The organism is Sphingobium chungbukense (assembly GCF_001005725.1).
Classification (GTDB): Bacteria; Pseudomonadota; Alphaproteobacteria; order Sphingomonadales; family Sphingomonadaceae; genus Sphingobium; species Sphingobium chungbukense.
The window spans coordinates 38,111-63,681 of the sequence record NZ_LBIC01000006.1 but is presented as its reverse complement, the minus strand read 5'-3'; the positions used below and the strand labels follow the sequence as shown (position 1 = coordinate 63,681).

Genomic DNA, 25,571 nt, shown 5'->3' with positions numbered 1-25,571 from the left:
CATGACGACTTTGTCGGTTTTGAGATTTTCTCATTTCGGGATTGCGATGGCGGCTTTGACGTCTTTCCCTCTTGCTGCCCATGCGGCGACGGTCGAACACAAGCAGGCTCCTGGTGCCATGATTGCCAGCGCTGCCGTCGTCCCGCCCGGCAGCAGCATCTATTTTCTGTCGGGTGCAACCGGTGCGCCGATCGATCCGAAGGACGTGGAAAGCCCCGGCGCTTTCGGCGACACTGAAGCGCAGGCGATGTCCATCTTCACCAAGATGAAAGCGCAGCTTGCGGAGATGGGGCTGGGCATGGGCGATGTCGTTAAGCTGACCGTCTTCCTAGTGGGCGATCCGGTGCTCGGCGGGAAGATGGACCGGGACGGCATGACGCGGGCCTATAAGAAGTTCTTCGGCACAGCCGAACAACCCAATCTTCCCACGCGATCGGCCTTCCAGATCGCGGGTCTCGCACGGCCGCAGCAACTGATCGAGATCGAGGCGATTGCCGCCAAGGCTCCCTGAGCCTGTTCACGGGATGGCGGTCCATGGGTGAAACGACCGCAGTCCGATTTCCTTCCCGTCTACAGGGGGTTTTCATGAAGGATGTCACGCAGCCTAGCCGCCGCCAGCTATTGACCCTGATCGGAAAGATGGGCGGCGCCGCGGCCATGTATCAGGCGATGACCACGCTGGGCCATGCCGCCGAAACGCAATTTAGCGGCCCGCCTGTCCTGTCCGGTGCAAGACCCGGCGCCTCGGTCGTCGTGCTGGGCGCGGGCTTGGCCGGCATGGTCGCAGCCTATGAACTGGAGAAGGCCGGGTATCAGGTCAAGATATTGGAGTTTCAGGATCGTCCGGGCGGTCGCAACTATACATTGCGCGGCGGAGACACTTTCACCGAAAGCAGCGGCGCCGTTCAAAAGGTACAGTTCGGACCTGGCAATTACATCAACCCCGGTCCCTGGCGCATTCCGCACCATCACAATTGCTTGCTGCATTATTGCAGGCAGTTCGGCGTCGCGCTCGAACCGTTCATTCAGCTCAATCATAACGGCTTCATCCATTCGAGCGAGGCCTTCGGAGGCAAGCCGCAGCGTTACAAGGCGGTGGCGACCGACTTCCGCGGACATACCTCCGAACTGCTGGCGAAGGCGGCGAATGCCAAGGTGCTGGACGGCAGCGTGAGCGCGGAGGACAAGGAAAAGCTGCTGGAGGCTTTGCGGCATTGGGGTGTGCTCGACGACAATATGGCCTATACCAGCAGCGTCGCCGTCTCCGCCCAGCGCGGATATGATCGCCCGCCGGGCGGTGGCGTGGATGGCGCCCCCGTGCCGTCGCAGATTGCGAAGCTCGGCGACGTGCTCGACCCGCAGGTGTGGACGGCCATGAGCTTCTATTTCAACTATGTGATGCAGACGACGATGTTCCAGCCTGTGGGCGGCATGGACATGATCGGCAAGGCCTTCGCTGCCCAGGTCGGCAAGCTCATCACCTATAATGCGAAAGTCACGAAGGTCGCTCAGAACGGAAAGGGCGTGACCGTCAGCTACAAGGACGTGCCCAGCGGCAAGATGAACAGCGTCAGTGCCGATTGGTGCGTGTGCACCATTCCGCTCTCGATCATCAGCCAGGTCGAGATGCAGGTGGGGCCGAAACTGGCGGCGGCGATGAAGGCGGTGCCCTATGCGGGACAGCTCAAGATGGGGCTGGAGTTCAAGCGCCGATTCTGGGAGGAGGACGATAATATCTATGGCGGTCACAGCTTCACCGACCAGCCGATCGCACAGCTATCCTATCCCAATGACCGCTTCTTCTCCAGCGGGCCGGCGGTATTGCTGGGTGCCTTCGCGCGCGATGCCGGGGCGTTCGAACTGACCGGCATGACCCCGCAGGAGCGGATCGAGGCGGCGCTGGCCCAGGGTGAAATCTTCCATCCGCAATATCGCAAGGAGTTTCTGAACGGCGTTTCCGTCCCCTGGAGCCGCGTGCCCTGGATATTGGGATGCACTTCGCGCTGGAGCGAGGAGAACCGGGCAGCGCATTACCAGAATCTGGTCGCCATTGACGGCCGCGTGGTTCTGGCGGGCGAACATGCCAGCTATTATGGCGGCTGGATGGAAGGATCGCTGCTCTCCGGCCTCGACGCGATCACGCGCATCCACCAGCGGACGCAGGCGGCATGAGCCTGCGCCGCGCCTTGATCCTCATCCCGCCGCTATTGGCCCTCCTCGCCGCGCCGGGGCATGCCGATACGCCGGGTGGCGTGCAGGCAAAGAACAAGGCGGCCGATGGCGAGAAGGTCTACAAGCAGATTTGTGCCGCCTGTCATATGCCAGATGCCATGGGCAGTGGGGGCGGCGCCATTCCCGCCCTGGCGAAGGACAAGAAGCTGGCCGACCCCGCCTATCCGATCGCGGTGGTGACGAAAGGCAAGGGTGCGATGCCACCGATGGGCGACATGCTTTCCTCAGCGCAGATGGCGGCAGTCATCACCTATGTCCGGACTCATTTCGGTAACAGCTATGCCCAGCCGGTTACGGAAGCGGACGTCAAGCGCGTCGCCAAAGCGGGGGGCAGCGCGGAATGATACGAGACGATGCCTTTCTTTTCGAACGACCCGCCATTGGAGACACGCCATGATGAAAATCGCCACGCTTTTGGCCCTCCTCGTCGCCGGGCCGGCCATTGCCCAGACACTTCCCGCCAAACTGCCCTTTTCGCCGTCGGTGCGCGTCGGCAACACGCTCTACATGTCCGGCCAGATCGGCCAGGTTCCGGCCGGGATGGACCCGCACAAGGAAGGCTTCGACGCGGCGGTGAGAAACGCGATGGATTCCATCGGCAAGATATTGGCGGATAATGGCCTCGATTTCGGCAAGGTGGTCAAGTGCACGGTCATGCTGGATGACATGGCAGACTGGCCGCGCTTCAATGCCGTGTACGTCCCCTATTTCGAGGGCAAGCGCCTGCCGGCGCGCAGCGCCTTCGGGGCGGATGGTCTGGCGCTGGGCGCGCCATTGGAAGTGGAGTGCATCGCGACTTTCGAGTGACTGAGCGGTCGACGGACTTTCATCCTACTCCATTACGACGCCATTCTCCGAGAACTGTTGTTTCAGAGAGCCGCAACGGCCTGTTCGATATGCCCCTGCGGCTCTCTGCCTGCTTTGCCCGACGAAGCGACAGCTATCGTGTCACGCGCCGAAACCACCGTCGATCGTCTGCATGGAACCGGTGATCATGGCGCCGTTCGGCCCGGCGATATAGGCGGCAAGTTCCGCGATCTCTTGCGGCCGTGCATGGCGCTTGATCGCCATGAAACCGTGCATGGTGGCGGCCATCGGCCCTTCCGCGGGGTTCATCTCGCTGTCGGTCGGCCCCGGCTGGATGCTGTTCACGGTAATGCCGCGATCACCGAAATCCCGTGCCAATCCGCGGACCATGCCCTGCATCGCCGCTTTGGTGAGGGCGTAGGCGGCCCCGCCCGCAAAGGGCATCCGGTCGCCGTTCACCGAACCGATGACGATGATGCGGCCATTGGCGTTCATGTGCCGGGCGGCTTCAACCGCCGCGTGATAGGGGGCCCGCACATTGATGTCGATCATACGGTCGATATCGTCCGGGTCGAGCGTCAGCGGATCGCCAAGCACAAGCGTCCCGGCGTTGATGACGATGACATCCAGCGCGCCGCGACCGGCGATGGTGGCGATCAGCGCGTCGCGATCGGCACTGTCCGTCCGGATCGCTTCAGCCCCCGTTTCCGCGGCGAGTGCTTCGGCAGCATCGCGGGAACCGGCATAGGTGAAGGCCACACCGCCGCCGCCAGCGGCGAAGCGGTGGACGATGGCGGCGCCGATCCCCCGGCTACCGCCGAGGATCAGGATATTCTTTCCGGTGAAGTCATTCATACATGCCTCCTTCGATCAGGATGATAGAGTCGGTTGCTCTCTGGACTTGTAGATGACGTGAGCGCATCGTTCGGACTAGACGGCAAATCCTGGAAGTAGAAGACGGAAAACCCGAACGATGATGAAGCTGGACGGCGTTGCTGCATTCTTCGCCACCGTTGAGGCGGGGTCCATCAGTGCGGCATCGCGGCGGTTGGGCCTCGCAAAATCAGTGGTGAGCGAACGGCTGGCAGAACTCGAACGAACGCTGGGCGCGACCTTGATCCAGCGCTCGACGCGCAAGCTGACCCTGACGAATAGTGGCCAGACCTTCCTGCCGCGGGCGCAGCGCCTCCTGCGCGAGGCGGAGGAGGCTTCGGCCGAACTGGCGGCATCCAGCGGAAAATTGGCGGGACCGCTCAGACTTTCCGCTCCCGTCGGTTTCGGTATCCTGCATCTCACGCCCGCCTTGACCAGCTTCCTTCGCGGTCATCCCGAGATAGAGGTTTCGCTGGAACTGGATGACAGCTTCGTCGACGCCGCCACCGGGGGGTTCGATGCTGTGTTGCGGCATGGTGCGATCGGGGATGGCCGCCTCATTGCCCGTCGCCTCGCGACGAGCCGCCGCCTGCTCGTGGCCGCTCCTGAATATCTTGAGCGGGCGGGGCGTCCGGCCTCGCTGGCGGAACTGGAATATCATGCGGGTATATTATACGCGAACAGGGCCGGTGATTGGCGTTTTGGCGGTCCTTCCGGTTGGACCGTGGTTCGCCCGCGAGCGAGTCTGAGGGTCAATAATGGTCTGGTCATGCGCGATGCCGCCGCCGCCGGGCTTGGCATAGCGCTGCTGCCGACATTCTTCGTGCATGACGCGATCGCGAACGGATCGCTGGTCGAGATTGATTGTGGCGTGCAAGCCGAGGGCGCCGAACTGTTTCTTACCTATCCGCGCGATCATGGAGCCACGGCCAAGATCCGCGCTCTGGCCGAAAGTCTGCGCACAAGCTTTGGCGACCCTCCCTATTGGGAAAGGCCGCCGCGCGCTGATCTGCTCGAAGTGGTTCGCGCTGGAGCATCATGACCTGTCGCCGGCGTGTCCCATCCCGTGTCTGCGGGGGATGAGACGCGCCGGCCGGGCTTGCTTCAGGCGTCGATATTCCGCCGGAAGGTTTCAGGCAGGAAGATCAGCCCCAGGACGACGGTCCCTGCCGCCACGATGACCGGGTACCAGAGGCCGTAATAGATGTCGCCGGTGGCCGCGACCATCGCGAAGCCGATGGCCGGCAGCAGCCCGCCCAGCCACCCGTTGCCGATATGATAGGGCAGCGACATGGAGGAGTAGCGGATGCGGCTGGGGAACAATTCCACGAGCATCGCGGCGATCGGACCGTAAACCATCGTCACCAGCAGTACGAGGTAGAAGAGCAGGGCGACGACGAGCGGCTTGTTGATCTCGGCCGGGTTTGCCTTGCCGGGATAGCCGACCCTGGCGAGTTCCCCCTCGACCGCCGGCTGGGCGGCGACGGCGGGCTTGTCGCCCTCGGCCGCCTTTGCCGGGGTGGCGGGCGCGCCGATCAGTTGGGCGGTGAAGGCCGCGATGGCCGCTTTCTTCTCCTCGCCCGAAAGCCGGGACGGATCGGGGGCGGTGAAGTTTTTATCACCGACGGCGACCGTCGCGACGGTACCGGGCGCGGCGGCGACATTGGTGTAGTTCACGCCCGCCTTGGCCAGGGCGTTCTTGACGATGTCGCAGCTTGTCTTGTCGAACTTGTTCGCGCCGACCGGATCGAACTGCGAGGAACATTCCGTCGGATTGGCGGTCACGGTCACAGGCGCGGCCGCCTGTGCCCGGGCGAGCGCAGGATTGGCGGCGTCGGTGAGCATGTGGAAGACCGGGAACAACGTCAGCGCGGCCAGTGCGCAGCCCGAAAGGATAATGGGCTTGCGGCCGATCCGGTCGGACAGCCAGCCGAAGAAGAGGAAGAAGGGGGCGGCCATCAGCAGCGCGACGATGATGAGCGTGTTGGCGGTCAGGCCGTCGATCTTCAGCATCTTTTCAAGGAAGAACAGCGCATAGAGCTGGCCGCAATACCAGACCACCGCCTGACCCGCGATCGCGCCGAAAAAGGCGATGAACACGATCTTCAGGTTCTTCCACTGGCCGAACGCTTCCTTGATCGGGGATTTGGAGCCGGTGCCCTCCGCCTTCATCTTCTGGAAGACGGGCGATTCATGCAGCTTCAGCCGCAGCCACAGGCCGACGATCAGGAACAGGCCGGAGACCAGATAGGGAATGCGCCAGCCCCAGTCCTTGAACGCTTCCTCGCCTACGCCGGTGATGGGCGAACGGACGCCGATGACGATCAGCAGCGCCATGGCGAGGCCGGCGGTCGCGGTGATCTGAATCCAGCTCGTGTAGAAGCCGCGTCTGTTGTGGGGCGCATGCTCCGCGACATAGGTCGCCGCGCCGCCATATTCGCCGCCCAGCGCCAGGCCCTGGAACATGCGCAGCACCACCAGCATGATCGGCGCGGCGACGCCGACCGACTTGTAGGTGGGAAGGCAACCCACCAGGAAGGTGGAGAGGCCCATGACGAGCAGCGTGATGATGAACGTGTATCGCCGCCCGAACAGGTCCCCGATGCGGCCGAAGACGATCGCGCCGAAGGGGCGGACGATGAACCCCGACGCGAAGATCAGCAGCGCCATGATGAAGGAGGTCGTCGGGTTGAGACCCGTCAGGAACTGCGCCGCGATGATCGCGGTCAGCAGGCCGTAGAGATAGAAATCATACCATTCGAACACGGTGCCGAGCGAGCTGGCGGTGATGATCAGCTTCTCGCTTCGTGTCGCCTCGTGATGTTTTGGCAGTCCGTCATATGTCGAAGCCATAACAGTCCCTCCTGTCAGAAATTATATTTCGCCGCGACGTCGAAGCGATCGACGTGGCCGTTGAGATCGTTGACGAGCCGGCGCTCGCCGTGGCGGTACTCGATGCCGAGGTCCACATTCTTCACCGGGGAATAGAAGAGGTTGCCCGCGACACTCCATGCCTGACGATTGAACATGGCGATACCCGCAGTCGTCGCCGGGTCGAGCGTGTCGGCGTAGAAGATGCGCTGATAGCTGGCGATCAGATTGACGCGCCACTGATCGTTCAGCGCATAGCGGCCCGCGCCGAACAGCGCGAGGTTGCGGACGCCCGCAAGCTGCCCGTTGGTCTGGAGGACCGCATCGGGCCCGAAGTTCAGGCCGAGATAGCGCCCGATCCCTTCACCATAGGTCGCCTGGAAGCGAATGTCGCTGCCATGCTTGTCATCCAGGAAAATCTTGCCGGAGGTGCTGATGCCCCATCCGACGCGGGAATCGACGATGTGGGCGGCGCCCGCCTTCGCATTGTCGACGCGCAACTGGCGGCCCAGCACAGCGAGGTCGAGGAAGCCGAATGCACCAGCATATTCGAGGCGGCCGGTCATGTCAGGTGCATGGTCCTGGCCATTTTCGATGAGTGCGGGCGCTCCGACCGTCGCTGAAGCGGTTTCCGGGTTTTCGGCGGCCAGGTGGAGGGTCAGGCCGTGGCTCAGCGGCAGGCTGTAGCGCACCATCGGCTGACGCACGAAGATCAGGCCGTCGACGCCGCCGACATAATCCGTGCTCTCGGGGAAAACCGCCGGGTTGGAGAAATTGGTGAAATCCTGGCCGAACGTCCAGCGGTCGAACTGGATGAGGGCGCGCCGCATGGCGAGGTCATAGGCGTTGGTCGTGCGCTGCGTCCCCTGGCCCAGCGCCTGCGGGGTGCCGGGGGCGGCCTGGAAGTCGAATTCGATATAGGCCTTGAGCGCATGCTTGCCGAGCTTTGTGGTGGCGTCCACCCAGAAGCGGGTCTGCTTTGCGGAAAAGTCGGTGACGCGGGTAGGCGACGTCGGGAATGCGGGATTGAAGACCGGGACCGACTGGGGCAGATAGAGGTCGCGGCCGAGCGTGTTGCTCGGGTCGTCGCCGCCGCTGTATCGCGCGCTGCTGGCGAGCAGCTTCACATAGCCGGACAGGACGACATTGGTATTGCCCGAGCGGAAGCCGAGCTTGGGCGTGCTATCCGCCAGCCTGGTCACTTGGGCGGACGTCTCGTCGCTCTTGCGGACGGCGTTTGCGGCGGTGGCCGCGGTTTCGTCCTGCTGGTTGCGCGCGGCGGCGAGTTCGGTCCGAAGCTGGGTGACTTCGCTCTCCAGCCGCTCAAGACGCGCCGCCAGTTCCGTCTCCTTCGTGGCTTGCGCGCCGGCCAGTTGGGGTGCGGCGAGTGCCGTCGCTCCCAGCAGGACGCGAAAAAATGGTCCGTTTGGCTTTGGCATTGTCCTCTCCATGGACCGGTTTGTTTTCCGGCTGGGGAGAGGATCGCGCATGCCGCGGCGATGCGACAGCCGAACCATGGTCGGGGATATTCGACTTTGGTCGGGGGTCCGATGCGATCGCGCGGCGTCTAGAATGCCGCCCACGGATCGGTGGCGATCAAGGAGAGGAGTGCTATATTATGGACCAGGGCATTTATCCCGTTCCCAACCCGTGGGCGAACGACGCGCTGGTCGACGCCGCGCGATACCAGCAGATGTATGCGCATTCGATCACCGATCCGGAGCGTTTTTGGGCGGAGGAGGCGCAGCGTCTCGACTGGATGCAGCCGTTCAGCCAGGTCAAGGCGACGAGCTTTTCGGAGGAGGATTTCGGTATAAGCTGGTTCGCGGACGGTACGCTCAATCTGTCCGCCAATTGCCTGGATCGTCATCTGGCTGAGCGTGGCGATGCCATCGCGATCCTCTGGGAACCCGACGATCCGGCGGAACCGGAACGGCGCATCAGCTATCGCGAATTGCATGAAGCGGTATGCCGTTTCGCCAATCTGCTCAAGGCGCGGGGCGTGAAGCGGGGGGATCGCGTCACCCTCTACCTCCCCATGGTGCCCGAAGCGGCGGTGGCGATGCTGGCTTGCGCGCGCATCGGCGCCATCCACTCGATCGTCTTCGCCGGTTTCTCTCCCGAAGCGCTCGCCGGGCGTATCGAGGATTGTTCGAGCCGCATCGTCGTGACCGCCGATGAGGGGTTGCGCGGTGGCAAGAAGGTTCCCCTCAAGGCCAATGTCGATGCCGCACTCGCCCATTGCCCCGATGTCGAGACGGTCATCATGCTGCGGCGTACAGGGGCCGAGGTGGCGATGGTCGAAGGCCGCGACATCGACTGGGCCACGGCGGTCGAGGACCAGCCTTCGACGTGCGAGCCGGAGGAAATGGGCGCCGAGGACCCGCTTTTCATCCTGTACACATCGGGTTCGACCGGCAAACCCAAGGGCGTGCTGCATACGACCGGCGGCTATGCCGTGTGGGCGGCGATGACGCATGAATATGTGTTCGATTACCGGCCCGGCCAGATCTACTGGTGCGCCGCCGATATCGGATGGGTCACGGGTCACAGCTATGTCGTCTATGGGCCGCTGATGAACGGCGCGACCAGCGTGATGTTCGAGGGCGTGCCCAATTTCCCCGATGCCTCCCGCTTCTGGCAGGTGGTCGACAAGTTCGGCGTGGAGATTTTCTACGGCGCCCCCACGGCCCTGCGCGCGTTGATGCGGGAGGGGGACGAATGGGTGCGCAAGACCAGCCGCAAGACGTTGCGGCTGCTCGGCAGCGTCGGCGAACCGATAAACCCTGAGGCATGGGAATGGTATCATCATGTCGTGGGCGAGGGCCGCTGCCCCATCGTCGATACCTGGTGGCAGACTGAGACGGGCGGCGCGATGATCAGCCCGCTGCCGGGGGCCACGGCATTGAAGCCCGGCTCCGCGACGCTGCCCATGTTCGGCGTGAAGCCCGAACTGGTCGATGGCGACGGGCGGCTGATCGAGGGGCGGGGGAAGGCTGTCTTGTGCTCGCGGATAGCTGGCCGGGACAGATGCGCACCGTCTGGGGCGACCATGACCGCTTCTTCCAGACCTATTTCACGACCTTTCCGGGACGCTATTTCACCGGCGACGGATGCCGGCGGGACGAGGATGGCTATTATTGGATCACCGGCCGCATCGACGACGTCATCAACGTGTCCGGCCATCGCATGGGCACGGCGGAAATCGAGAGCGCCTTGGTCGCGCATCCCAAGGTGGCCGAAGCCGCCGTCGTCGGCATGCCGCACGACGTCAAGGGGCAGGGCATCTATGCCTATGTCACGACCAATGCCGATGTCGAGCCGGACGATGCTCTGCGTGGCGAACTGATCCGCTGGGTACGCAGCGAAATCGGCCCGATCGCCTCGCCGGACGTGGTGCAGTTCGCACCCGGTCTGCCCAAGACGCGGTCTGGCAAGATCATGCGACGCATCCTGCGGAAGATCGCGGAAAACGACGTCTCCAACCTCGGCGACACGTCTACGCTTGCCGATCCCGCCGTGGTCGATAATCTGCTGGCAAACAGACCACGGATGGAAGAGGCGCAATAGAGACGATTCTCATCGCGGACGACCACCCGCTTTTCCGCCAGGCTCTGGCGGTGGCGGTGATGAAGGTCGCTCCGCAAGCCAGCATCATCGAAGCGGGCACGCTCGCCGCCGCCGTGGGAGCGGCGGGCGGCGCGGCGGGCCTGCGCCTCATCCTGCTCGACCTCAAGATGCCGGGCGCGGTGGGTTATTCGGGCATTGCACTCCTGCATGCCGAGCAGCCCGATGTGCCGATCCTCGTCGTTTCGAGCGCCGACGGCGCGAAGGCGGCGGAGGAAGCGCGGGCGCTGGGCGCGGTCGGCTTTCTCTCCAAGGATAGCGACCTGCCTGCGATCGAGACGGCGATCACGCGCGCCATGGGCGGCCACCGGCTTCCGGCTCCGCCTGAACGGCCGGAAGATGCCGTTCAGAAGGAGGTCGCGTCACTGACGCCGACCCAGTTAAAGGTCCTTCTGGAAGTGCTGAACGGCAAGCTGAACAAGGAGATCGCGCATAATCTCATGATCAGCGAGGCGACGGTCAAGGCGCATATGACGACGATTATGCGCAAGCTGAATGTGCAGAACCGCACCCAGGCCGCGTTGGTGGCACGTTCGCTGGGGCTCGATCTCAACCACTGACGCGGGCGAGGAAGGCCGAAATGGCTTCGGGCGCGGCGGGCTTGGCGATGAAGGCGATGTCGAGCATGGCGGCCCGCGGGGCAAGGTTCGCCTCATCCTCCGCCGTGACAAGCGCCGCGGGCAATCCCGGATGTTCGCGGCGTAACGCCGCGATGAGGGCAAGGCCATCTTCGTCCGCGCCAAGCTGGAAGTCCACCAAAGCGGCGTCTGCTTCGTGCGCCAAATGTCGGGCGGTCTCGCCATCTCCGGCAGTCATGGTCCGGTGGCCGAGACTGGAAAGCAGCGCCTGCGTCGCCGCCACGATCATCGGATCGTCATCGACCACAAGCACGGCCAGATTTCTTTCCTTCGGTATGGGGACCTCCAGGATGGGCGCGGATTCCGGCGCGGCCTGCCCCGTGCCGGCCGGCATGAGCAGGCTGAACCGGCTGCCCTTTCCGGGAACGGAATGCACTTCGATGCTGCCGCCGATCAGTCGGACGATCCGGCGGGAGAGGGCCAGGCCAAGGCCCAATCCATCGACATCCAGCGCGCCGAGGCGGGTGAACTCGCCGAAGATCGCTTCGATCTGGTCGGCGGCTATGCCGATGCCGGTGTCGACGATGTCGATCCTGACCATGCCGCCTTTGCGTCTGACGCCGATCAAGACCCCGCCATGCTGCGTGTAGCGCAGGGCGTTGGACACGAAATTCTGCAATACCGATCGCAGCAGGCCGGGATCCGTATCGAGATGACCGCTCAACGGGCCGGTCCGCAGGCGTAGTCCCTTTTCCTTCGCCATGGGAGCGAACCCGTCCGCGAGGCTGGTGAGAAAAGGGCGAAGATCGATCGGCTCAGGCTTGGGTTCGACCCCGCCAGCGTCCAGTTTGCTGATGTCGAGAAGCGCGCGAAGCAGGGCCTCCGCCGCGATGATCGCACCCTCGATGCGATTGGCCAGCATATGCGGCGTTCCGTCAACCTCGCGTTGCAGGGCGGCCGTGAACAGGCGTGCGGCGTGAAGCGGCTGGAGCAGATCGTGGCTAGCGGCGGCAAGGAAACGGGTCTTGTCCCGCGTCGCTTCGGCGAGCCGCGAATTGGTGTCGCTAAGCTCCCGCGTGCGGTCCGCGACGCGCGTTTCCAGTTCCGCCAGCGTCCGGCCCAGTTCATCGCGAATGCGCGCGTCCTCGGTAATGTCGATGAAGCTGGTCACATAGCCGCCGCCCGGCATCGGGCCGCCAATCGTCTTGATGACGCGGCCGTCCTTGCGCCGCCGTTCGAAACTGTGCGGCAGCCCCCGGCGCATATGGCGCAAGCGCTTCCTGACGTGGAATTCGATATCCTCGGTCCCGAAATCGCCCAGTCTCCCATTATAGCGGATCAGTTCCGCGATCGGCACGCCCACCCGAAGAAAGCCCGGTGGAAAGTCGAACAGGTCGAGATATTGGCTGTTCCAGGCGATCAGGTTCATGTCGGCATCGACGACGCTGATGCCGGCATCGATATGCTCGAAGGTCGCGGCCAGCAACTCGCGCGAAAAGCGAAGCGATTGCCCGCGTTCCCCGAGCAGCCGGGTGACGTCGGACAGGCTGATCTGCCCGCCCGCCAATGCCGAGGTCACGAGCGCGCGCGCCGATGAGGCGCCGACTACGCGGGCGATCAGCGTGCGTGCACGTTGCGCCGAACGCCTGTCGATCGGCGTGCCGCGCGCCGCTGCCGGAAATTCCCGGGCCGCCTCCTCTTCACCGATGAAGCTGGCGGCAAGCTGCGCGAGTTCGGCAAGGTCGGTGATCGGACGCTGGCTGCCGAGGCGCGGAAGGACAGGCGCCTTCACCTTGCGTGCCGCGACAAGCGCGAAGACGAGAAGGTTGGCGCCGAGGCTCCATGCCACGCCATGGACCAGTGGAGAGGCGGCTCCGATGCCGAACAGGCGCAGGGGGTCGAGCGCGCTTCCCGCGAGCGCGGCCAGCCCGGCGGAAGGCAGGATGGGCGGCAGGGCGAGGGTGTAGAACCAGATGATGAGCCCTACGGCAAGGCTGGCCCGCGCCGCGAGGGCATCGCGCCCAGGCGCATAAGTGGCGAGGACCAGGTGCGGCGTGAACTGCGCCATGGCCGCGAAGGCGACGAGCCCGATCGAGGCGAGCGACTGTTCGGCCGAAACGAGCAGCGCCCAGGCGAGCGCCGCCGCGATGATGGCGACGATCGAGAAGCGGCGCACCAGAAGCATCCGGCGGCCGAGCGTTCCTGCGCCGGCCTCCGCGCCATTCTCTCGCGCCAGCAACGTGGGAAAGAGGAGGTCGTTCGAAACCATGGTCGCAAGCGCGGTCGAATCGACGACGACCATCGATGCCGCCGCGGCGATCCCGCCCAGCAATGCGAGCGCAAGGATGATGCCCTGTCCCTTCATTTCGGGCAGTTGGAGCATGTAGAGATCGGGCTGTGCGTTGTGCAGCAGGCTTGCGCCCGCCAGCGCGACCGGCAGCACCATGACCGCCATCGCGCCCAGATAGGCGGCCAGTCCCCAGCGGGCACCGACGAGATCGCCCGGCTCGCGGGCCTCGACCAGGCCCATGTAGAATTGTCTCGGCAGGACAACCACCGCCATGAGCGAGATGAGAAAGATGATGCCGACCTCGATCGAGAGCCGTTCCGGCCGAAAATTGGCCGAGAGAATGGCGATGCCCCGCGTGAGGCCTGTGGCGTCTGCCTGACCCAGCAGGACGAGGGCGAAGACCGCGACCGTCGTCAGGGCAATGATCTTGAGCAGCGATTCGATGCCGATCGCATAGACCAAGCCTTCGCTGCGCCCGGCCAGTTCGAACCGCCGGGCGCCGAACAGCATGGCGAACAGGGACAATAGCCAGGCGGCGGTCAGCATGGCCAGGGTCGCGACGGGACGGCCCGTCACGATCGAGATCGCTGCCCCGATGGATCGGAATTGCAACGCGACATAGGGGACCGTTCCCAGCAAGGCGATGACCGTGACGAGGCGCGCCACGACCACATCATGACCGAAGCGCGCGGCGATGAAGTCGGATACGGTCGTTGCCTGCTCTTGCGCGACCGCCTCGGCAAGCCGGCGCAGGAAGCGGGGGGCGACGATCAGCAGGCAGATGGGCGCGAGATAGATGGGCAGATAGTGCCATCCGTCGCGTACCGCGCTTCCGACCGCGCCGTAGAAGGTCCAGCTCGAACAATAGACTCCCAGCGCGAGCGCATAGGCGCCGTGGCGCAGATCATAGCGGCCGAGCGGCAGGCCACCGCGTCTTTCCACGACGGTCGCGATTCCGAACAGCAGCAGGACGATCGCGAGCGCGAGAAGGGCTGCCGAGAGCAAACTCATGGCCCATCTCTACTGGCTCCCACCCGCCGGAACAATGGATGGTTGGAGGATGTTCCGGCGAGCAACGGAGGAATGTTATCCGCTGTGGGTTAGGGCCTGTCCCCCATCACGGTTGATGCTTGCGGCCAAGCATGCCGTGCATGTCGATCCAACGCACGAAGGCGTCGAACCAGCCGGTGCTGGTGGTGGACTTTGGATACATGCCGAAACCATGGCCACCCTGCTCATAGAGGTGGAACTCCACGGGCCGATGCGCCGTGCGCCAGTCGTCGATCAGCTTGAAGTCGCGATTGCCGAACAGCGGATCGTCGGCGGCGATCGCGGCGAACATCGGTGGCGCGTCCTGCGGCACCGTCATGCTGCCCAGCGGTCCATAGATATTTCCGATGAAGGCGGGTTTCGCCTCCTTGGTCGACAGGGTCGTCGCCATGGTCAACATGGCGCCTGCGGAAAAGCCGATCATGCCGATCCGGTCGGGGTCGACATGCCATTGCGCCGCACGGGTGCGGATCAGGCGGAAGGCGGCAGTGGAATCGGCGAGTTGCGGGGCAAGGTCGTTCGCCGCCGCACCGGGTGCGGGCAGGGGCGCGCGTGCGGCGCCGGAGAACATTTCCTTCATGGACCGCTCGAAGCCCGCCATGTCGGCGGGTGTCTGGCGCAACCGATATTTGAGTACGAAGGCGGCGACACCCCGCGCGGCCAGCGCCCGTGCGACGTCATAGCCCTCATTGTCCATGGAAAGGGTGCGGAAACCGCCGCCCGGCGCCACGACGACCGCCGCGCCCGACGCCTTGGCCGGATCGGGCAGGAAAGGCGTCAGCGTCGCAACCGTCACGTTCCGTGCGAACCGGCTGCCATATTGGGTGTGCCAGGATTCCTTCGCTGTGGCGCCGGGGAGTGCGCCGGTGCCCAGTTCGATCGCGTCGGGCTGGGCCGGAACGGCGATGGGAGTCATCCTGTCGTCCTGTGCCCATCCCTGTGCGGACAGGGAGAGGGTGCAGGTGGCGAGACCGAGCGCGATCATATGCGCGGCCGGGAAACGCCATACTCTCTTGCGTGCAGACAGATCCTTCATGTCATCCTCCGGTTATTGTCGGTCGTTATCGCAGTTCGAGCACCACCACCGATTTGGGCGGCAGGGCGACGGTCAACACGCCGTTTGCAATCTGCGCGCCGGTGAAGGCGGCGGGTTTCACCACTTGCGGCGCGTCGAATGAGTTGTGCGCATTGATCGCCGAGGCCGTCAGGATGCGGCCCGACACGTTCGCCGCGTTCAACCCATCCAGCTTCACCGTGACCATGTTGCTCTGGTTCGGGTCTAGGTTCGACAGGCCGACATGGACCTTGCCGTCCTTCGCCCGGACCGCCGATCCGCTGACGGCGGGCATCACGAATCTGTCCTTGTTGTACCAGGGCGTGTCGATGTCGATCGGCAGCACCGTCGCGTCCTGCCAGGGCTTGTACATCTCGAAGACATGGTAGGTGGGGGTCAGCACCATCTTCCTGCCTTCGGTCAGGATCATCGCCTGGAGCACGTTCACCATCTGCGCGATGGCGGTCATGCGGACGCGGTCGGCATGTTTGGCGAAAATGTCGAGATTGACCGAAGCCACCATCGCATCGCGCAGCGTATTCTGCTGACGCAGGAAGCCGGGATTGGTGCCGGGGTCGGGCGCGTACCAGGTGCCCCATTCGTCGACGGCGAGGAACACGCGCTTGGCCGGATCATATTTGTCCATCACCTTGCTGTGACCGGCAATCAGATCGTCCATCCGCCACGTCGCCGCCAGCGTGTCCGCCCAGCCGGTCTCGTCGAAATCGACCGGATCGGCCTTGGGAGGCCATCCGCCCTGGGGCAGGGTGTAATAATGGAGCGACAGCGCATCGAGATGCTTGCCCGCTTCGCGCATCATCACCTCGGTCCAGTTATAATCGTCTCCGTTCGCGCCCGACGCGATCTTCACCGTCTTGGTGCCGGCGGGGACCTTGATGAAGGTGGCGTAACGCTTGGTGACGTCGGCGGCATATTCGGGCCGCATATTGCCGCCGCATCCCCACAACTCGTTGCCGATGCCGAAGGCTGGGAGCGCCCAGGGTTGCTTGTGCCCGTTCTTCGCGCGCTCATCGGCCAGGCTGCCCGCGGGCGCGGTGATATATTCCACCCACTCCGCCATTTCCTGCGGTGTGCCGTTACCGACATTGCCGGAGATATAGGCTTCGGCACCCACCTGCCGCAGCAGTTCGAAATATTCGTGGGTGCCCACGCTATTGGGCTCGGTCACGCCGCCCCAGTTGGTGTTGACCTTGACGGGGCGCCGGGCCTTTGGCCCGATCCCCTCGCGCCAATGATATTCGTCGGCGAAACATCCGCCGGGCCAGCGGATGACCGGCACGGACAGATTGCGCAGCGCCGCCACGACGTCATTGCGGAAGCCGTTGGTGTTGGGGATCGACCGGTCATTGCCGACCCACAGGCCGCCATAGATGCCATGGCCCAGATGCTCGGCAAATTGCGTGAAGATACGGCGGTCATAGACCGGGCCGGGCCTGTCGGCATGGATGGTGACGGCGGTCGGCCGGCCATCGGTATCGGCGTTGGCCGTGGTCGCCGCCCATGCGCTGGCGCATAGAAGCAGCGCGGCGGTCGTGCGGCGCAGGGTCTTGATCATGTCCGTCCTCTTCGGAAAATGGCGGGAGAATGGGCGAAATTTATTTGGGGAGGGAGACCATCCGGACGACGCTGTAGCGGGCCTGCTGGCTCTGCACGGCATCGTCCGGCTGGCCGCTGCCGACGCTCAGGCTATAGTCGCCCGGTATCAGTCCCCGCTCACCCGCCATGGTGACGAAGCTGAGGTCGCGCGGACTGAGTGTGAACTCGACATTCCTCGTCTCTCCGGGCTTCAGCGTTATCCGCTGGAAGCCGCGCAGGGCGATACGCGGCGCGCTCTCGAAGCGCGGTGGCGTGATGTAGAGTTGCGCGATGTCATCGCCCGCCCGCGCGCCCGTGTTCGTGACGGCGGTGCGAACCCGCAGTCCGTTTTCGACCGAGCCGTTCACCGGCTCGACCGCCAGCGGCGCATAGCGGAAGCTGGTGTAGCTGAGGCCATGGCCGAAGGGATAGACCGGCTTGCCCTTGAAATAGCGATAGGTGCGCCCTTCCATCCCATAGTCGGTGAAGGGCGGCAGGTCGTTCACGCTCCGGTAGAAGGTGACGGGCAGGCGCCCGCCCGGATCGGCCTTGCCCGACAGGACGTTGCCGACGGCAAGCCCGCCGGACTGGCCGGGATACCAGGCCTCGACGATGGCGGCGGCATTGTCCTTCGCCCAGGACAGGTCGATGGCGCTGCCGTTTATGGCGACGACGACCAGCGGCTTGCCGAGCGCCCTGGCCTTTTCCAGAAAGGCGCGCTGGTCAGCGGGCAGGTCCAGCGTGGTCTTGTCGCCGCCATCGAAGCCCTCGACCTTGACGGGCATTTCCTCGCCCTCCAGGTCGGAGGTCAGGCCGACTACCGCCACGACGACATCGGCGTCCTTCGTCCCCGCCGCCAGATCGCGGTCCAGATCGTCGGTGACACGTTTCCAGAAGATCGCCGGGCTAGCGGCGACGCCGCTTTCGCCCTGGAGGCGGATGGCGAAGCGTTCGCCCTTCGTCATGCGGACGTCGACCAGCTTGAGCGGTTCGGCCCAGCGCGAATATTCACTGGCGGAGACGATCGGTCTGCCGTTGATCGAGACATCGCCCGTCACCCCGGTCAGGGCCAGGCGATAGAGGCCGGTTTCCGGTGCGACCAGATAGCCGCTCCAGCGGACCTGATGGCGATCCGATACCTGTCTGAATTCGGCCGCGCGTGAGACGATGCTGGTTTCAGTGCGGGTCAGCACCGGCCTGGTGGCGAAGCGGTCCTTGCCCGCTACGTTGAAATATTCGGCCTTGATGCCGGGCTTCCCGTCCGGCGTCAGCAGCGCGGTGCCGGGGACGAGATCGCCGTCGGTGATCGACGGGGTGAAGGGGATGACGGTCACGGCGCCCCCGCCCATCACCTGCTTCAGGCCGTCAGCGACCGAAATGGGCGGCGCGCTCTTGGCGGAGGAATAATTGCCGCGCAGCACGCGGGTCGCATCCGCCAACGGACCGGCGAGGGCGATCTTCGTGCCTGGCTTCAGCGGCAGGATGCCGTCATTCTTGAGCAGGACAAGGCTCTTTTCCGCCGTAGTCAGAGCCAGGGCCTGATGATCGGGCGTACCGATCGCGTCGGGCGGCGTCGCATTGGGTTTGCGGGAGGACAGGCCTGCCAGGTCGCCATTGCGGTATCGCGCGGAAAAGAGCCGGACGAGCGCCGTGTCGATGTCATTCATGCTGATATGACCGCGCGCCAGCGAATCCTTGTACCTGTCGCCAAGATCGGTACGACCACCCAGCGTCGCATTGTTGCATTCGTTGTCGACGCCATAGCGCAATGCCACCGCGACCCCGGTCGCGGCGTCGGGCGCATATTTATGATGGTCGTAAATATCGACGACGGCATCGCAATCGGACACGACATAGCCCTTGAAGCCCCAGGCGCCGCGCAGATAATCCTGGAGCAGCATATGACTGCCGCACGCCGGTTGTCCGTCGACCCGGTTATAGGCGCACATGATCGATCCGGCCTTGCCCTCCACTATGGCGGCGCGGAAGGCGGGGAGATAGCTATCCTCCAGATCGTGCGGGGTGGCGAAGATATTGTCCGTATGGCGGCTGGGTTCCGGACCGCTATGGACCGCGAAATGCTTCGGCGTGGCGACCACGTGGGGCAGGTCGGGATTGTCCCCCTGCATGCCCCGGATGAAGGCGACGCCGATCCGTGCGGTCAGATAAGGGTCTTCGCCATAGGTTTCCTGTCCTCGGCCCCAGCGCGGATCGCGGAAGATGTTGATATTGGGCGACCAGGTGTCGAGGCCGGTGCCGATCCGGCCGATATGTCCGGTCTGCCGCCCCAGGCTGTGCAATGCGCGGACTTCGGTGCTGATGGTGGCGGCGACCCGTTCGATCAGCGGCGCGTCGAAGGTGGCGGCAAGGCCGATGGGTTCGGGGAAATTGGTGGTGGGGACCGCGCCGATCGCGCCGTGCAGGGATTCTGTCCACCAATTATAGGCCGGGATGTCGAGGCGCGGAATGGCGGGCGCGACGTTCAAAAGTTGCGCGACCTTTTCGTCCAGCGTCAGCCTGTCGACGATGGCGCGTGCCTTGCCGTTCGCCTCCGTCCACACATCCATGGCCTGCGCATGGGCGATCGCGGATGTCGTGAGGCACAATATCGCGCCGGCCATGCGCAGGGCGGAAGCGGTTTTCATGTCTGTCTCCCCAACGGCACGCCGGTTTCGGCGTCGCCTATTCTCTTATGCTGGGTTGGTAGGGCGCGGGGGATGGCACTTCCCCCGCGCCCGGCGCGCTCAATGGGCGGCGCCGTCCTTCGCGCCCTTGGCGACGAAGGGATTGATGGTGCGGATCGTGCCGTCTGGATTATAATGAAGCTCGGTCACCTTGACGTTGCGCAGGCGGGTCTGGCCCGACAATTGGCTGTCGGCATAGAAGAGCCACCATTTCCCGTTCCACTCGACGATCGAATGATGCGTGGTCCAGCCTTCCACCGGCTCCAGGATGCGGCCTTTATAGGTGAAGGGCCCATAGGGAGAATCACCGACGGCATAGGCGAGATAATGGGTGTCGCCGGTCGAATAGCTGAAATAATATTTGCCCTTATATTTGTGCATCCACGATGCCTCGAAGAAGCGGCGGTCGTGATCGCCGCCCAGCAAAGGCTTGCCCTTTTCATCGAGGATCTGGACCGCCCGCGGCGTTTCGGTGAATTCCAGCATGTCGCCGGTCAGCTTCGCCACGCGCGGCGCCAGCGCGGGCTTGTCGTCCTGGCCCAGGTCGGTCTTCGATCCATCGGGATCATATTTGCCGTCGATATTGCGCTGAAGCTGGCCGCCCCAGATGCCGCCGAAATACATATAGCTCGACCCGTCGTCATCGGTGAAGACGGCGGGGTCGATCGAATAGCTGCCCTTGATCGGCTGCGGCTGCGCCTTGAACGGGCCCATCGGGTCCTTCGACGTGGCGACGCCGATGCGGAAGGCGCCCGCCTTGTCCTTGGCCGGGAAATAGAGATAATAGGTGCCGTTCCTGTAGGCGGCGTCGGGCGCCCACATCTGCTTGTCCGCCCAAGGCACGTCCTTGACGTCGAGCGCCACCGGGCCGATGGTCACGGGGCCGCCGATCCTGTCCATCGCCAGGGTGCGATAGTCGTGCATCTCGAAATGGCTGCCCAGATCGTCCTCCGGCGTCGGGCCGTCAATGTCATGGCTGGGATAAACGTAGATCTTCCCGTTCCAAACATGGGCGGACGGGTCGGCGGTGTAGATGTCCTTCACCAGCGGCTGCGAAAGATATTCGGACGCGTCGCGTTTCGTTTCCTTCGCCGGTCGGGCCTCGTTTGCCGGCTGCGACTGCTGGCATCCCGCGGTGAGCAATGCGATGGCAAGCGGCAGGGTTTCCAATGCGCGCAACTTCATGGGCATGCTGATCCTCTCTGGTTATTCACGTTTAGATAGCGCTACCATATAATGCGCAATCGCGTGCGACCAATGGCTTGGCCTGAAGGCAGATGAAATCGCGGCAGTCAGACCGGCTGCAATCCGTGGGTCACGATCTTGTCGATCAGGTCGCGATGGCGCGGCAGGCCCGCGCGAAGCTTCGCGGTCATATTCCTGTTCTCCCGCCGGGCGCGATCGGCCAGATGCGTGTCGCGCGCCAGGGCAGAGCGGTCGACCTCCGTGCGGAAGCCCATGCCGTACAGCACATATTGGTAGCTTGCCGCGGGGAACACTTCCTCCACCCGGTCGAACTCGTCGAGGAACCAGGGCGACTGGTAGCGCCAGAGCAGCCTCAATTCCTTCAACCGGTCCGGCATGGTCTCGTCGCGCACATTGTCGCGCCAGAAATCGCTGTCGGTGCGCTTCGTCAGTGCATAATGGAGCTTCAGGAAATCGATGATGCGGCCCCAGCGATAATGAGTCGTCGCGTTGAAGCGGGAGGCGATGATGTCCATCACCTCGCGGCAGGCGGGCATCTGCTCCGCGATGATCTTGGCCGACAGTTCGATGAGGACGATGGCGGAGGCTTCGAGCGGTTCCAGGAATCCGGCGGCCAGGCCCACCGCAACGCAATTGCCCTTCCAGAATGTTTCGCGATGGCCGGACCGGATCGCGATCTTCCGTGCGCTGAGCCCCTCGGCCAGCGGACCGATATAGGCGCGCAATTCGCGCTCCGCTTCTTCGTCCGAAATATGGTTGCTGGAATAGACATGGCCGATGCCGCGCCGGGTCGGCAGGCCGATGTCCCAGATCCAGCCCGCGCTCTGCGCCGTGGAGATGGTGTGTGATGCCATCGGGCTGTTGGGCCGCTCATAGGGCACCTGCATCGCGAGCGCGGTGTCGCAAAACAGTATGTCGTTGCGATCCTTGAAGGGCACCTTCATCGCGCCTTCGATCAGCAGCGCCTTGAATCCGGTGCAATCAACGAACAGATCGCCCTCGATCTCTCCGGCCTGGGTGGTGCGGATGGCACGGATGTCGCCATCCTCCTTCATCAGCACCTGTTCGACATCGGCCAGGACATGGCGCACGCCCAGCTTTTCGCAGCAATGGCGTTGGAGGAAGGGCGCGAACTTGCCCGCGTCCAGATGATAGGCATAGTTGGCGAGCGCATCATATTCGGCGGTGGCGATGGTCTTGGGGGCCAGGCCGTCGTCGCAGATGCGCCCCTGCGAACAGACGCTGTCGCAGAAACTTTCGTCCCCTGCGCCCGCCAACCAATGGGGGGCAAGGTTCACCTGCCCGAAATTCTGGGGCAGCATGAGGGGGTGATAATAGCCGTCGTCCCGCTCCCCCGTCGTCCAGCGGGCGAAGCGGGCCCCTTGCTTGAAGGCGGCGTCGCATTCGCGGAAAAGGTCGGTTTCGGAAATCCCCATGCGCGACAGGGTGGTCCGCAGCGTCGGCCAAGTCCCTTCGCCCACCCCGATGATCGGCGTGTTGGGGGACTCGACCAGCGTTACGGTGAAGTCGTTGCCGAGGCGGCTGCCATGACGGGCGGCAATCACCCCCGCGGTCAGCCATCCGGCGGTCCCGCCGCCGACGATCACGATGTTACGGACGGGATGAACCATGAAGAAACTACCCATGAAAAGGGAAGGGATGTCAACCGACATCCCTTCCAGGGCGAGAAGTCTAGAAGCGGTAACGAACACCGGCGGTAAAGCGGCGGCCATATCCATAGACGTCCAGCAACTGGTTGCTGAAGCGGCCATGGGTACTCAACGTCTCGTTGGTGATGTTGAGCGCTTCGCCGAACACGCTGAACTGATCGGTCAGCCTGATATTGGTGCTGAGGTCGATCTGAAGACTGGAGTTGACGAAGGTCGGCTCCGCTCCAAAGGCCGAGTTGTTCTGCGCCTGGCCGAACTGAAGCAGATATTTGTCGCGCCAGTTGACCGCCGTCCGGAACTCGAAGCCGTTCTTGTCATAGAAGGCCACGAGGTTCGCCGAATTCGCAAGGCCGGTCACGGCGAAGCCGCTGGTCGACAGGTCGCTGCGGTCATAGGGCTTGTTGGTTTCGACGAAGGTGGCGTTGGCGTTGAAGCCGAAACCGCTGTCGCCGAACACATGCTGCCATGCCAGTTCGACCCCCTTGACCGTCGCTTCGGGGCCATTGACCCGCTGCGACACGGTGAACACGGCCGGCTGTCCCGTCGACGGATCGATCACATTGTTGATCGTCTGGCGCTGCGTACCCGCGACGATGAAGTTCGACACGTCCTTGATGAAGAAGTTCACCGCGGCATAGGAGTTGCGCTGATAATACCATTCGGCCGCGAGGTCGAAATTGTCCGCCAGATAAGGCTTGAGCGCCGGGTTGCCGCCGGTGGCGGTCAGGGCGCCCACGCGCTGGCCGCTGCCCACGTTGAGGACCGGGGTCAGCGTGTTGAGCGCCGGACGGGTCAACGTGCGCGAGGCGTCGAAGCGCAGGTGGAGATTGGGCGTCAGTTCCAGCTTCATGTCCAGCGCAGGCAGGAAGTAGGAATAGCTGCTGCTGGTCGATACGGGCTGCGCGTCAGTAAAGGCGACCGTCAACAGCGTCGGGTCGGCCGTGCTGCCTACGATCGATGTCGGCAGGCGGCCGATGCCGGTTGAAATGACCTTCGTGATTTCTTCGCGGCCACCGGCATTGAAGTGGAAGGGCATGCCCGCGATTTCGGTCTTGAAGTTCACGCTGACCCAGGCGGACCAGGTCTTTTCCAGAATATTCTGAACTGAACCCGGATCGAGCGCGAGATCGATCGTCCCGTTGAAGCCGGTGCAGCAACCATTATTATATCCCGGCGTTCCGGGCCCTTGCCACAGCCCTTCCAGATATTGCTGATAGGCGCGTGCATCATAGTTGAGCAACACGGGCGGCAGGTTGCCCTTGAAGCCGGGAATCCAGCTTCCGGTGCCGATCGTGCCCTGGATCAGGCTGGCCGGAATGGGCACACCGCTGATCCTGCCTGAAGGCGCGCCGTAACCGGCATAGGCCTGCCAGAAATTGTTGGCGAAGGTGTTCCGGTTCTCCAGCGAGAACTCATCCTCCATATAGCGCGCGCCGATCTTGACCGTCAGGTCGTCCTGCTTCCAGGTCGCGCCCAGGCGGAACTGCTTGATTTCGTCGCTGTTCTTCTGCGCTTGCCGGACGGTGACGTGGGAGCCGAGAATGGCCTGATCGGTCCAGCGCGACTGGACGCCATTGGGGCCATAGGTAGTCAATTCGGGGAACGCGTTGCTGCTGTTGCCCGTCACCCGCACGCCCAGGGATGTGCCGAGCAGGCCGCCATAGCCGATGTCGGCATTTTCGCTGCTGACCTGGCCGTTGGGATTGAGCCGGCTCTTGGAGTAGCTGGCGTCGGCGTCGATCGTCAGATTTTCGGTCGCGTCCCATTTGATGTTCGCGCCGACCTGGTTGGTTTCGAGGATGTTCTTGTCTGTGCCCGCCGTGAAGTCGGTGGGGGACCCCGCCTGGAGGAAGTTGACGGTCGTGCCGTTCGAGTCCAGTTCGACATTGCGCAGGTCGCCCTGGTTGAACCAGATGCCGAAGCCCGCAATGTCGGTCACGACCTTCTGACGGGAATAATTGTCGTCGATCGTCAGCAGGACGTCGTCGGACGGCTGCCACTGGAAGGCAATACGGCCGTCGATGCGCTCATCCTTGGTATAGCGCTGGTCGGCGCCATATTGCTGCTGATACCAGCCGTTCACGCTCTTGACCTGCGTGGGATCGGTGCCGGAATCGGCCGGATTGCAAATCGTCGCTGTCGTGCCGGCCAACTGACATGGCGCGAACTTGCCGCCCTGCCAGCCCGACACATAGACACGGTTGGTCTGCGTGTCGCGGCGCGTGTAGATGGCGTCGACCAAGATTCCCATCGTGTCGTCGGCGAAGGTCGTGCTGAACAGGCCCCCGATCGTCGGGACGATCTTGCCCGATTCATCCTGTACCGAACCCGAGGCGCTCATCGCGATTCGGGTGCCCGGCTTGTCGAAGGGCTTGGGATAGGAAATGTTCAGCGTCGCGCCGATCGAACTGCTGGACAGCGAAACGTCGGGCGTCTTGAATACGGCGAGCTGGCCGACAAAGTCGGCGCCGACCGTGGTGAAGTCGACCGAACGACCACCCGAAGCCGTCGAGATGCGGCGGCCGTCGATCAGAGTCTCGTTGAAGTCCCCGGCGAAACCACGAACGGAAATACCCTGCGGTTCACCGCGCGAACCCGAACGCTGGATCGATACGCCAGGCAGGCGCTGGAGCGATGCGGCAACGTTGGAGTCCGGAAACTTGCCGATATCTTCCGAAGAAATGACGTCGACGACGCCTGAGGACTCGCGCTTGATGTCGAGGTTGCGTTGCAAGGATCCGCGAATGCCCGTGACGATGATGTCGGCTTCACTGGTCCGCGATGCGGGACTGCCTTGTGAGGCGTCCTGGGCGCTAGCCGGAACGGCAATCGCCAGGACAAGCAGGCTTGCCGTCGCGGCAAGCGTGGCACGGCCACGCGCCCGGTCGGCTTTGGTCACTCTATACGTCATGATCCTCCCCTTGTTCAGACAATATCTCGCCCGAACGCCCCGGCACCATTGCCGCGGCGATCATGTTTTCTTGATCAGGGTGATCTGCTCCGCATTTTTTCTGCGGATTTCATCATCCTCAC

The 25,571-nt window shown here is 63.7% G+C and carries 16 protein-coding genes and 1 pseudogene; 7 read left to right on the top strand and 10 right to left on the bottom strand.

The features are described 5' to 3' along the window. Positions 1-46 precede the first annotated feature (46 nt). From YP76_RS13695 to YP76_RS13680, 4 genes are all read left to right on the top strand, one after another. Positions 47-511: a RidA family protein gene (locus YP76_RS13695; protein ID WP_157035784.1), complete on the top strand. Its 465-nt coding sequence runs from the start codon at positions 47-49 to the stop codon at positions 509-511. Positions 512-585: 74 nt separating this feature from the next. Further along, positions 586-2,172: a flavin monoamine oxidase family protein gene (locus YP76_RS13690; protein ID WP_046764189.1), complete on the top strand. Its 1,587-nt coding sequence runs from the start codon at positions 586-588 to the stop codon at positions 2,170-2,172. Further along, positions 2,169-2,576, top strand: a complete 408-nt coding sequence (locus YP76_RS13685) for a c-type cytochrome (RefSeq protein WP_046764188.1) — start codon at positions 2,169-2,171, stop codon at positions 2,574-2,576. Before YP76_RS13690 ends, YP76_RS13685 begins: the two co-directional genes overlap by 4 nt. A 49-nt stretch (positions 2,577-2,625) precedes the next feature. After that, positions 2,626-3,039 (top strand): RidA family protein, encoded by a 414-nt coding sequence (locus YP76_RS13680; RefSeq protein WP_046764187.1) that lies wholly within the window; start codon positions 2,626-2,628, stop codon positions 3,037-3,039. Positions 3,040-3,180: 141 nt separating this feature from the next. Here YP76_RS13680 and bdcA read toward each other — a convergent pair whose 3' ends face one another. Next, entirely contained in the window at positions 3,181-3,894 is a 714-nt protein-coding gene (gene bdcA, locus YP76_RS13675; protein ID WP_046764186.1) for an SDR family oxidoreductase, read from the bottom strand. Between the two features lie 118 nt (positions 3,895-4,012). On the opposite strand from bdcA, the gene YP76_RS13670 reads away from it, so the two are divergent. Beyond that, positions 4,013-4,954, top strand: a complete 942-nt coding sequence (locus tag YP76_RS13670; RefSeq protein ID WP_046764185.1) for a LysR family transcriptional regulator — start codon at positions 4,013-4,015, stop codon at positions 4,952-4,954. A 62-nt stretch (positions 4,955-5,016) separates the two neighbouring features. Here YP76_RS13670 and YP76_RS13665 read toward each other — a convergent pair whose 3' ends face one another. Together YP76_RS13665 and YP76_RS13660 are read right to left on the bottom strand one after the other, a co-directional pair. After that, entirely contained in the window at positions 5,017-6,765 is a 1,749-nt protein-coding gene (locus tag YP76_RS13665; protein WP_046764184.1) for an MFS transporter, read from the bottom strand. Positions 6,766-6,779: 14 nt separating this feature from the next. After that, on the bottom strand, positions 6,780-8,222 hold the full coding sequence (locus YP76_RS13660) for a DcaP family trimeric outer membrane transporter (RefSeq protein ID WP_052757430.1): 1,443 nt from the start codon (positions 8,220-8,222) through the stop codon (positions 6,780-6,782). A 179-nt stretch (positions 8,223-8,401) separates the two neighbouring features. Here YP76_RS13660 and acs point away from each other — a divergent pair. Beyond that, a pseudogene (gene acs, locus YP76_RS13655) lies at positions 8,402-10,353 on the top strand (acetate--CoA ligase). Continuing rightward, a complete protein-coding gene (locus YP76_RS13650; RefSeq protein WP_046764183.1) occupies positions 10,350-10,970 on the top strand; it encodes a LuxR C-terminal-related transcriptional regulator in 621 nt (206 codons plus the stop codon). The pseudogene acs and the gene YP76_RS13650 overlap by 4 nt, the downstream one beginning before the upstream one ends. Here the strand turns inward: YP76_RS13650 and YP76_RS13645 are convergent. From YP76_RS13645 to YP76_RS13615, 7 genes are all read right to left on the bottom strand, one after another. After that, positions 10,960-14,289, bottom strand: coding sequence for a PAS-domain containing protein (locus YP76_RS13645; RefSeq protein ID WP_046764182.1), 3,330 nt, complete (start codon positions 14,287-14,289; stop codon positions 10,960-10,962). The genes YP76_RS13650 and YP76_RS13645 overlap by 11 nt on opposite strands. A 106-nt stretch (positions 14,290-14,395) precedes the next feature. Beyond that, complete coding sequence (locus tag YP76_RS13640) at positions 14,396-15,364, bottom strand: alpha/beta hydrolase (RefSeq protein WP_084733164.1); 969 nt, start codon at positions 15,362-15,364, stop codon at positions 14,396-14,398. Between the two features lie 25 nt (positions 15,365-15,389). Continuing rightward, positions 15,390-16,958, bottom strand: coding sequence for an alpha-N-arabinofuranosidase (locus YP76_RS13635; RefSeq protein WP_046764181.1), 1,569 nt, complete (start codon positions 16,956-16,958; stop codon positions 15,390-15,392). A gap of 40 nt (positions 16,959-16,998) precedes the next feature. Continuing rightward, positions 16,999-19,623, bottom strand: a complete 2,625-nt coding sequence (locus tag YP76_RS13630) for a glycoside hydrolase family 3 C-terminal domain-containing protein (protein ID WP_046764180.1) — start codon at positions 19,621-19,623, stop codon at positions 16,999-17,001. A gap of 99 nt (positions 19,624-19,722) precedes the next feature. After that, positions 19,723-20,853 (bottom strand): glycoside hydrolase family 43 protein, encoded by a 1,131-nt coding sequence (locus YP76_RS13625; protein WP_046764179.1) that lies wholly within the window; start codon positions 20,851-20,853, stop codon positions 19,723-19,725. A gap of 101 nt (positions 20,854-20,954) precedes the next feature. After that, the gene (locus YP76_RS13620) at positions 20,955-22,499 is read right to left on the bottom strand and encodes a tryptophan halogenase family protein (protein WP_046764378.1); all 1,545 of its coding nucleotides are present in this window, start codon (positions 22,497-22,499) and stop codon (positions 20,955-20,957) included. Positions 22,500-22,560: 61 nt separating this feature from the next. Next, on the bottom strand, positions 22,561-25,449 hold the full coding sequence (locus tag YP76_RS13615; protein ID WP_198147492.1) for a TonB-dependent receptor: 2,889 nt from the start codon (positions 25,447-25,449) through the stop codon (positions 22,561-22,563). Positions 25,450-25,571: the final 122 nt, after the last annotated feature.

Excerpts from the sequence above, each read along its gene's own strand:
- YP76_RS13695 (WP_157035784.1), top strand. The coding sequence starts at position 47 with ATGGCGGCTTTGACGTCTTTCCCTCTTGCTGCCCATGCGGCGACGGTC.
- YP76_RS13690 (WP_046764189.1), top strand. The coding sequence starts at position 586 with ATGAAGGATGTCACGCAGCCTAGCCGCCGCCAGCTATTGACCCTGATC.
- YP76_RS13685 (WP_046764188.1), top strand. The coding sequence starts at position 2,169 with ATGAGCCTGCGCCGCGCCTTGATCCTCATCCCGCCGCTATTGGCCCTC.
- YP76_RS13680 (WP_046764187.1), top strand. The coding sequence starts at position 2,626 with ATGATGAAAATCGCCACGCTTTTGGCCCTCCTCGTCGCCGGGCCGGCC.
- bdcA (WP_046764186.1), bottom strand. The coding sequence starts at position 3,894 with ATGAATGACTTCACCGGAAAGAATATCCTGATCCTCGGCGGTAGCCGG.
- YP76_RS13670 (WP_046764185.1), top strand. The coding sequence starts at position 4,013 with ATGATGAAGCTGGACGGCGTTGCTGCATTCTTCGCCACCGTTGAGGCG.
- YP76_RS13665 (WP_046764184.1), bottom strand. The coding sequence starts at position 6,765 with ATGGCTTCGACATATGACGGACTGCCAAAACATCACGAGGCGACACGA.
- YP76_RS13660 (WP_052757430.1), bottom strand. The coding sequence starts at position 8,222 with ATGCCAAAGCCAAACGGACCATTTTTTCGCGTCCTGCTGGGAGCGACG.
- YP76_RS13645 (WP_046764182.1), bottom strand. The coding sequence starts at position 14,289 with ATGAGTTTGCTCTCGGCAGCCCTTCTCGCGCTCGCGATCGTCCTGCTG.
- YP76_RS13640 (WP_084733164.1), bottom strand. The coding sequence starts at position 15,364 with ATGAAGGATCTGTCTGCACGCAAGAGAGTATGGCGTTTCCCGGCCGCG.
- YP76_RS13635 (WP_046764181.1), bottom strand. The coding sequence starts at position 16,958 with ATGATCAAGACCCTGCGCCGCACGACCGCCGCGCTGCTTCTATGCGCC.
- YP76_RS13630 (WP_046764180.1), bottom strand. The coding sequence starts at position 19,623 with ATGAAAACCGCTTCCGCCCTGCGCATGGCCGGCGCGATATTGTGCCTC.
- YP76_RS13625 (WP_046764179.1), bottom strand. The coding sequence starts at position 20,853 with ATGCCCATGAAGTTGCGCGCATTGGAAACCCTGCCGCTTGCCATCGCA.
- YP76_RS13620 (WP_046764378.1), bottom strand. The coding sequence starts at position 22,499 with ATGGTTCATCCCGTCCGTAACATCGTGATCGTCGGCGGCGGGACCGCC.
- YP76_RS13615 (WP_198147492.1), bottom strand. The coding sequence starts at position 25,449 with ATGACGTATAGAGTGACCAAAGCCGACCGGGCGCGTGGCCGTGCCACG.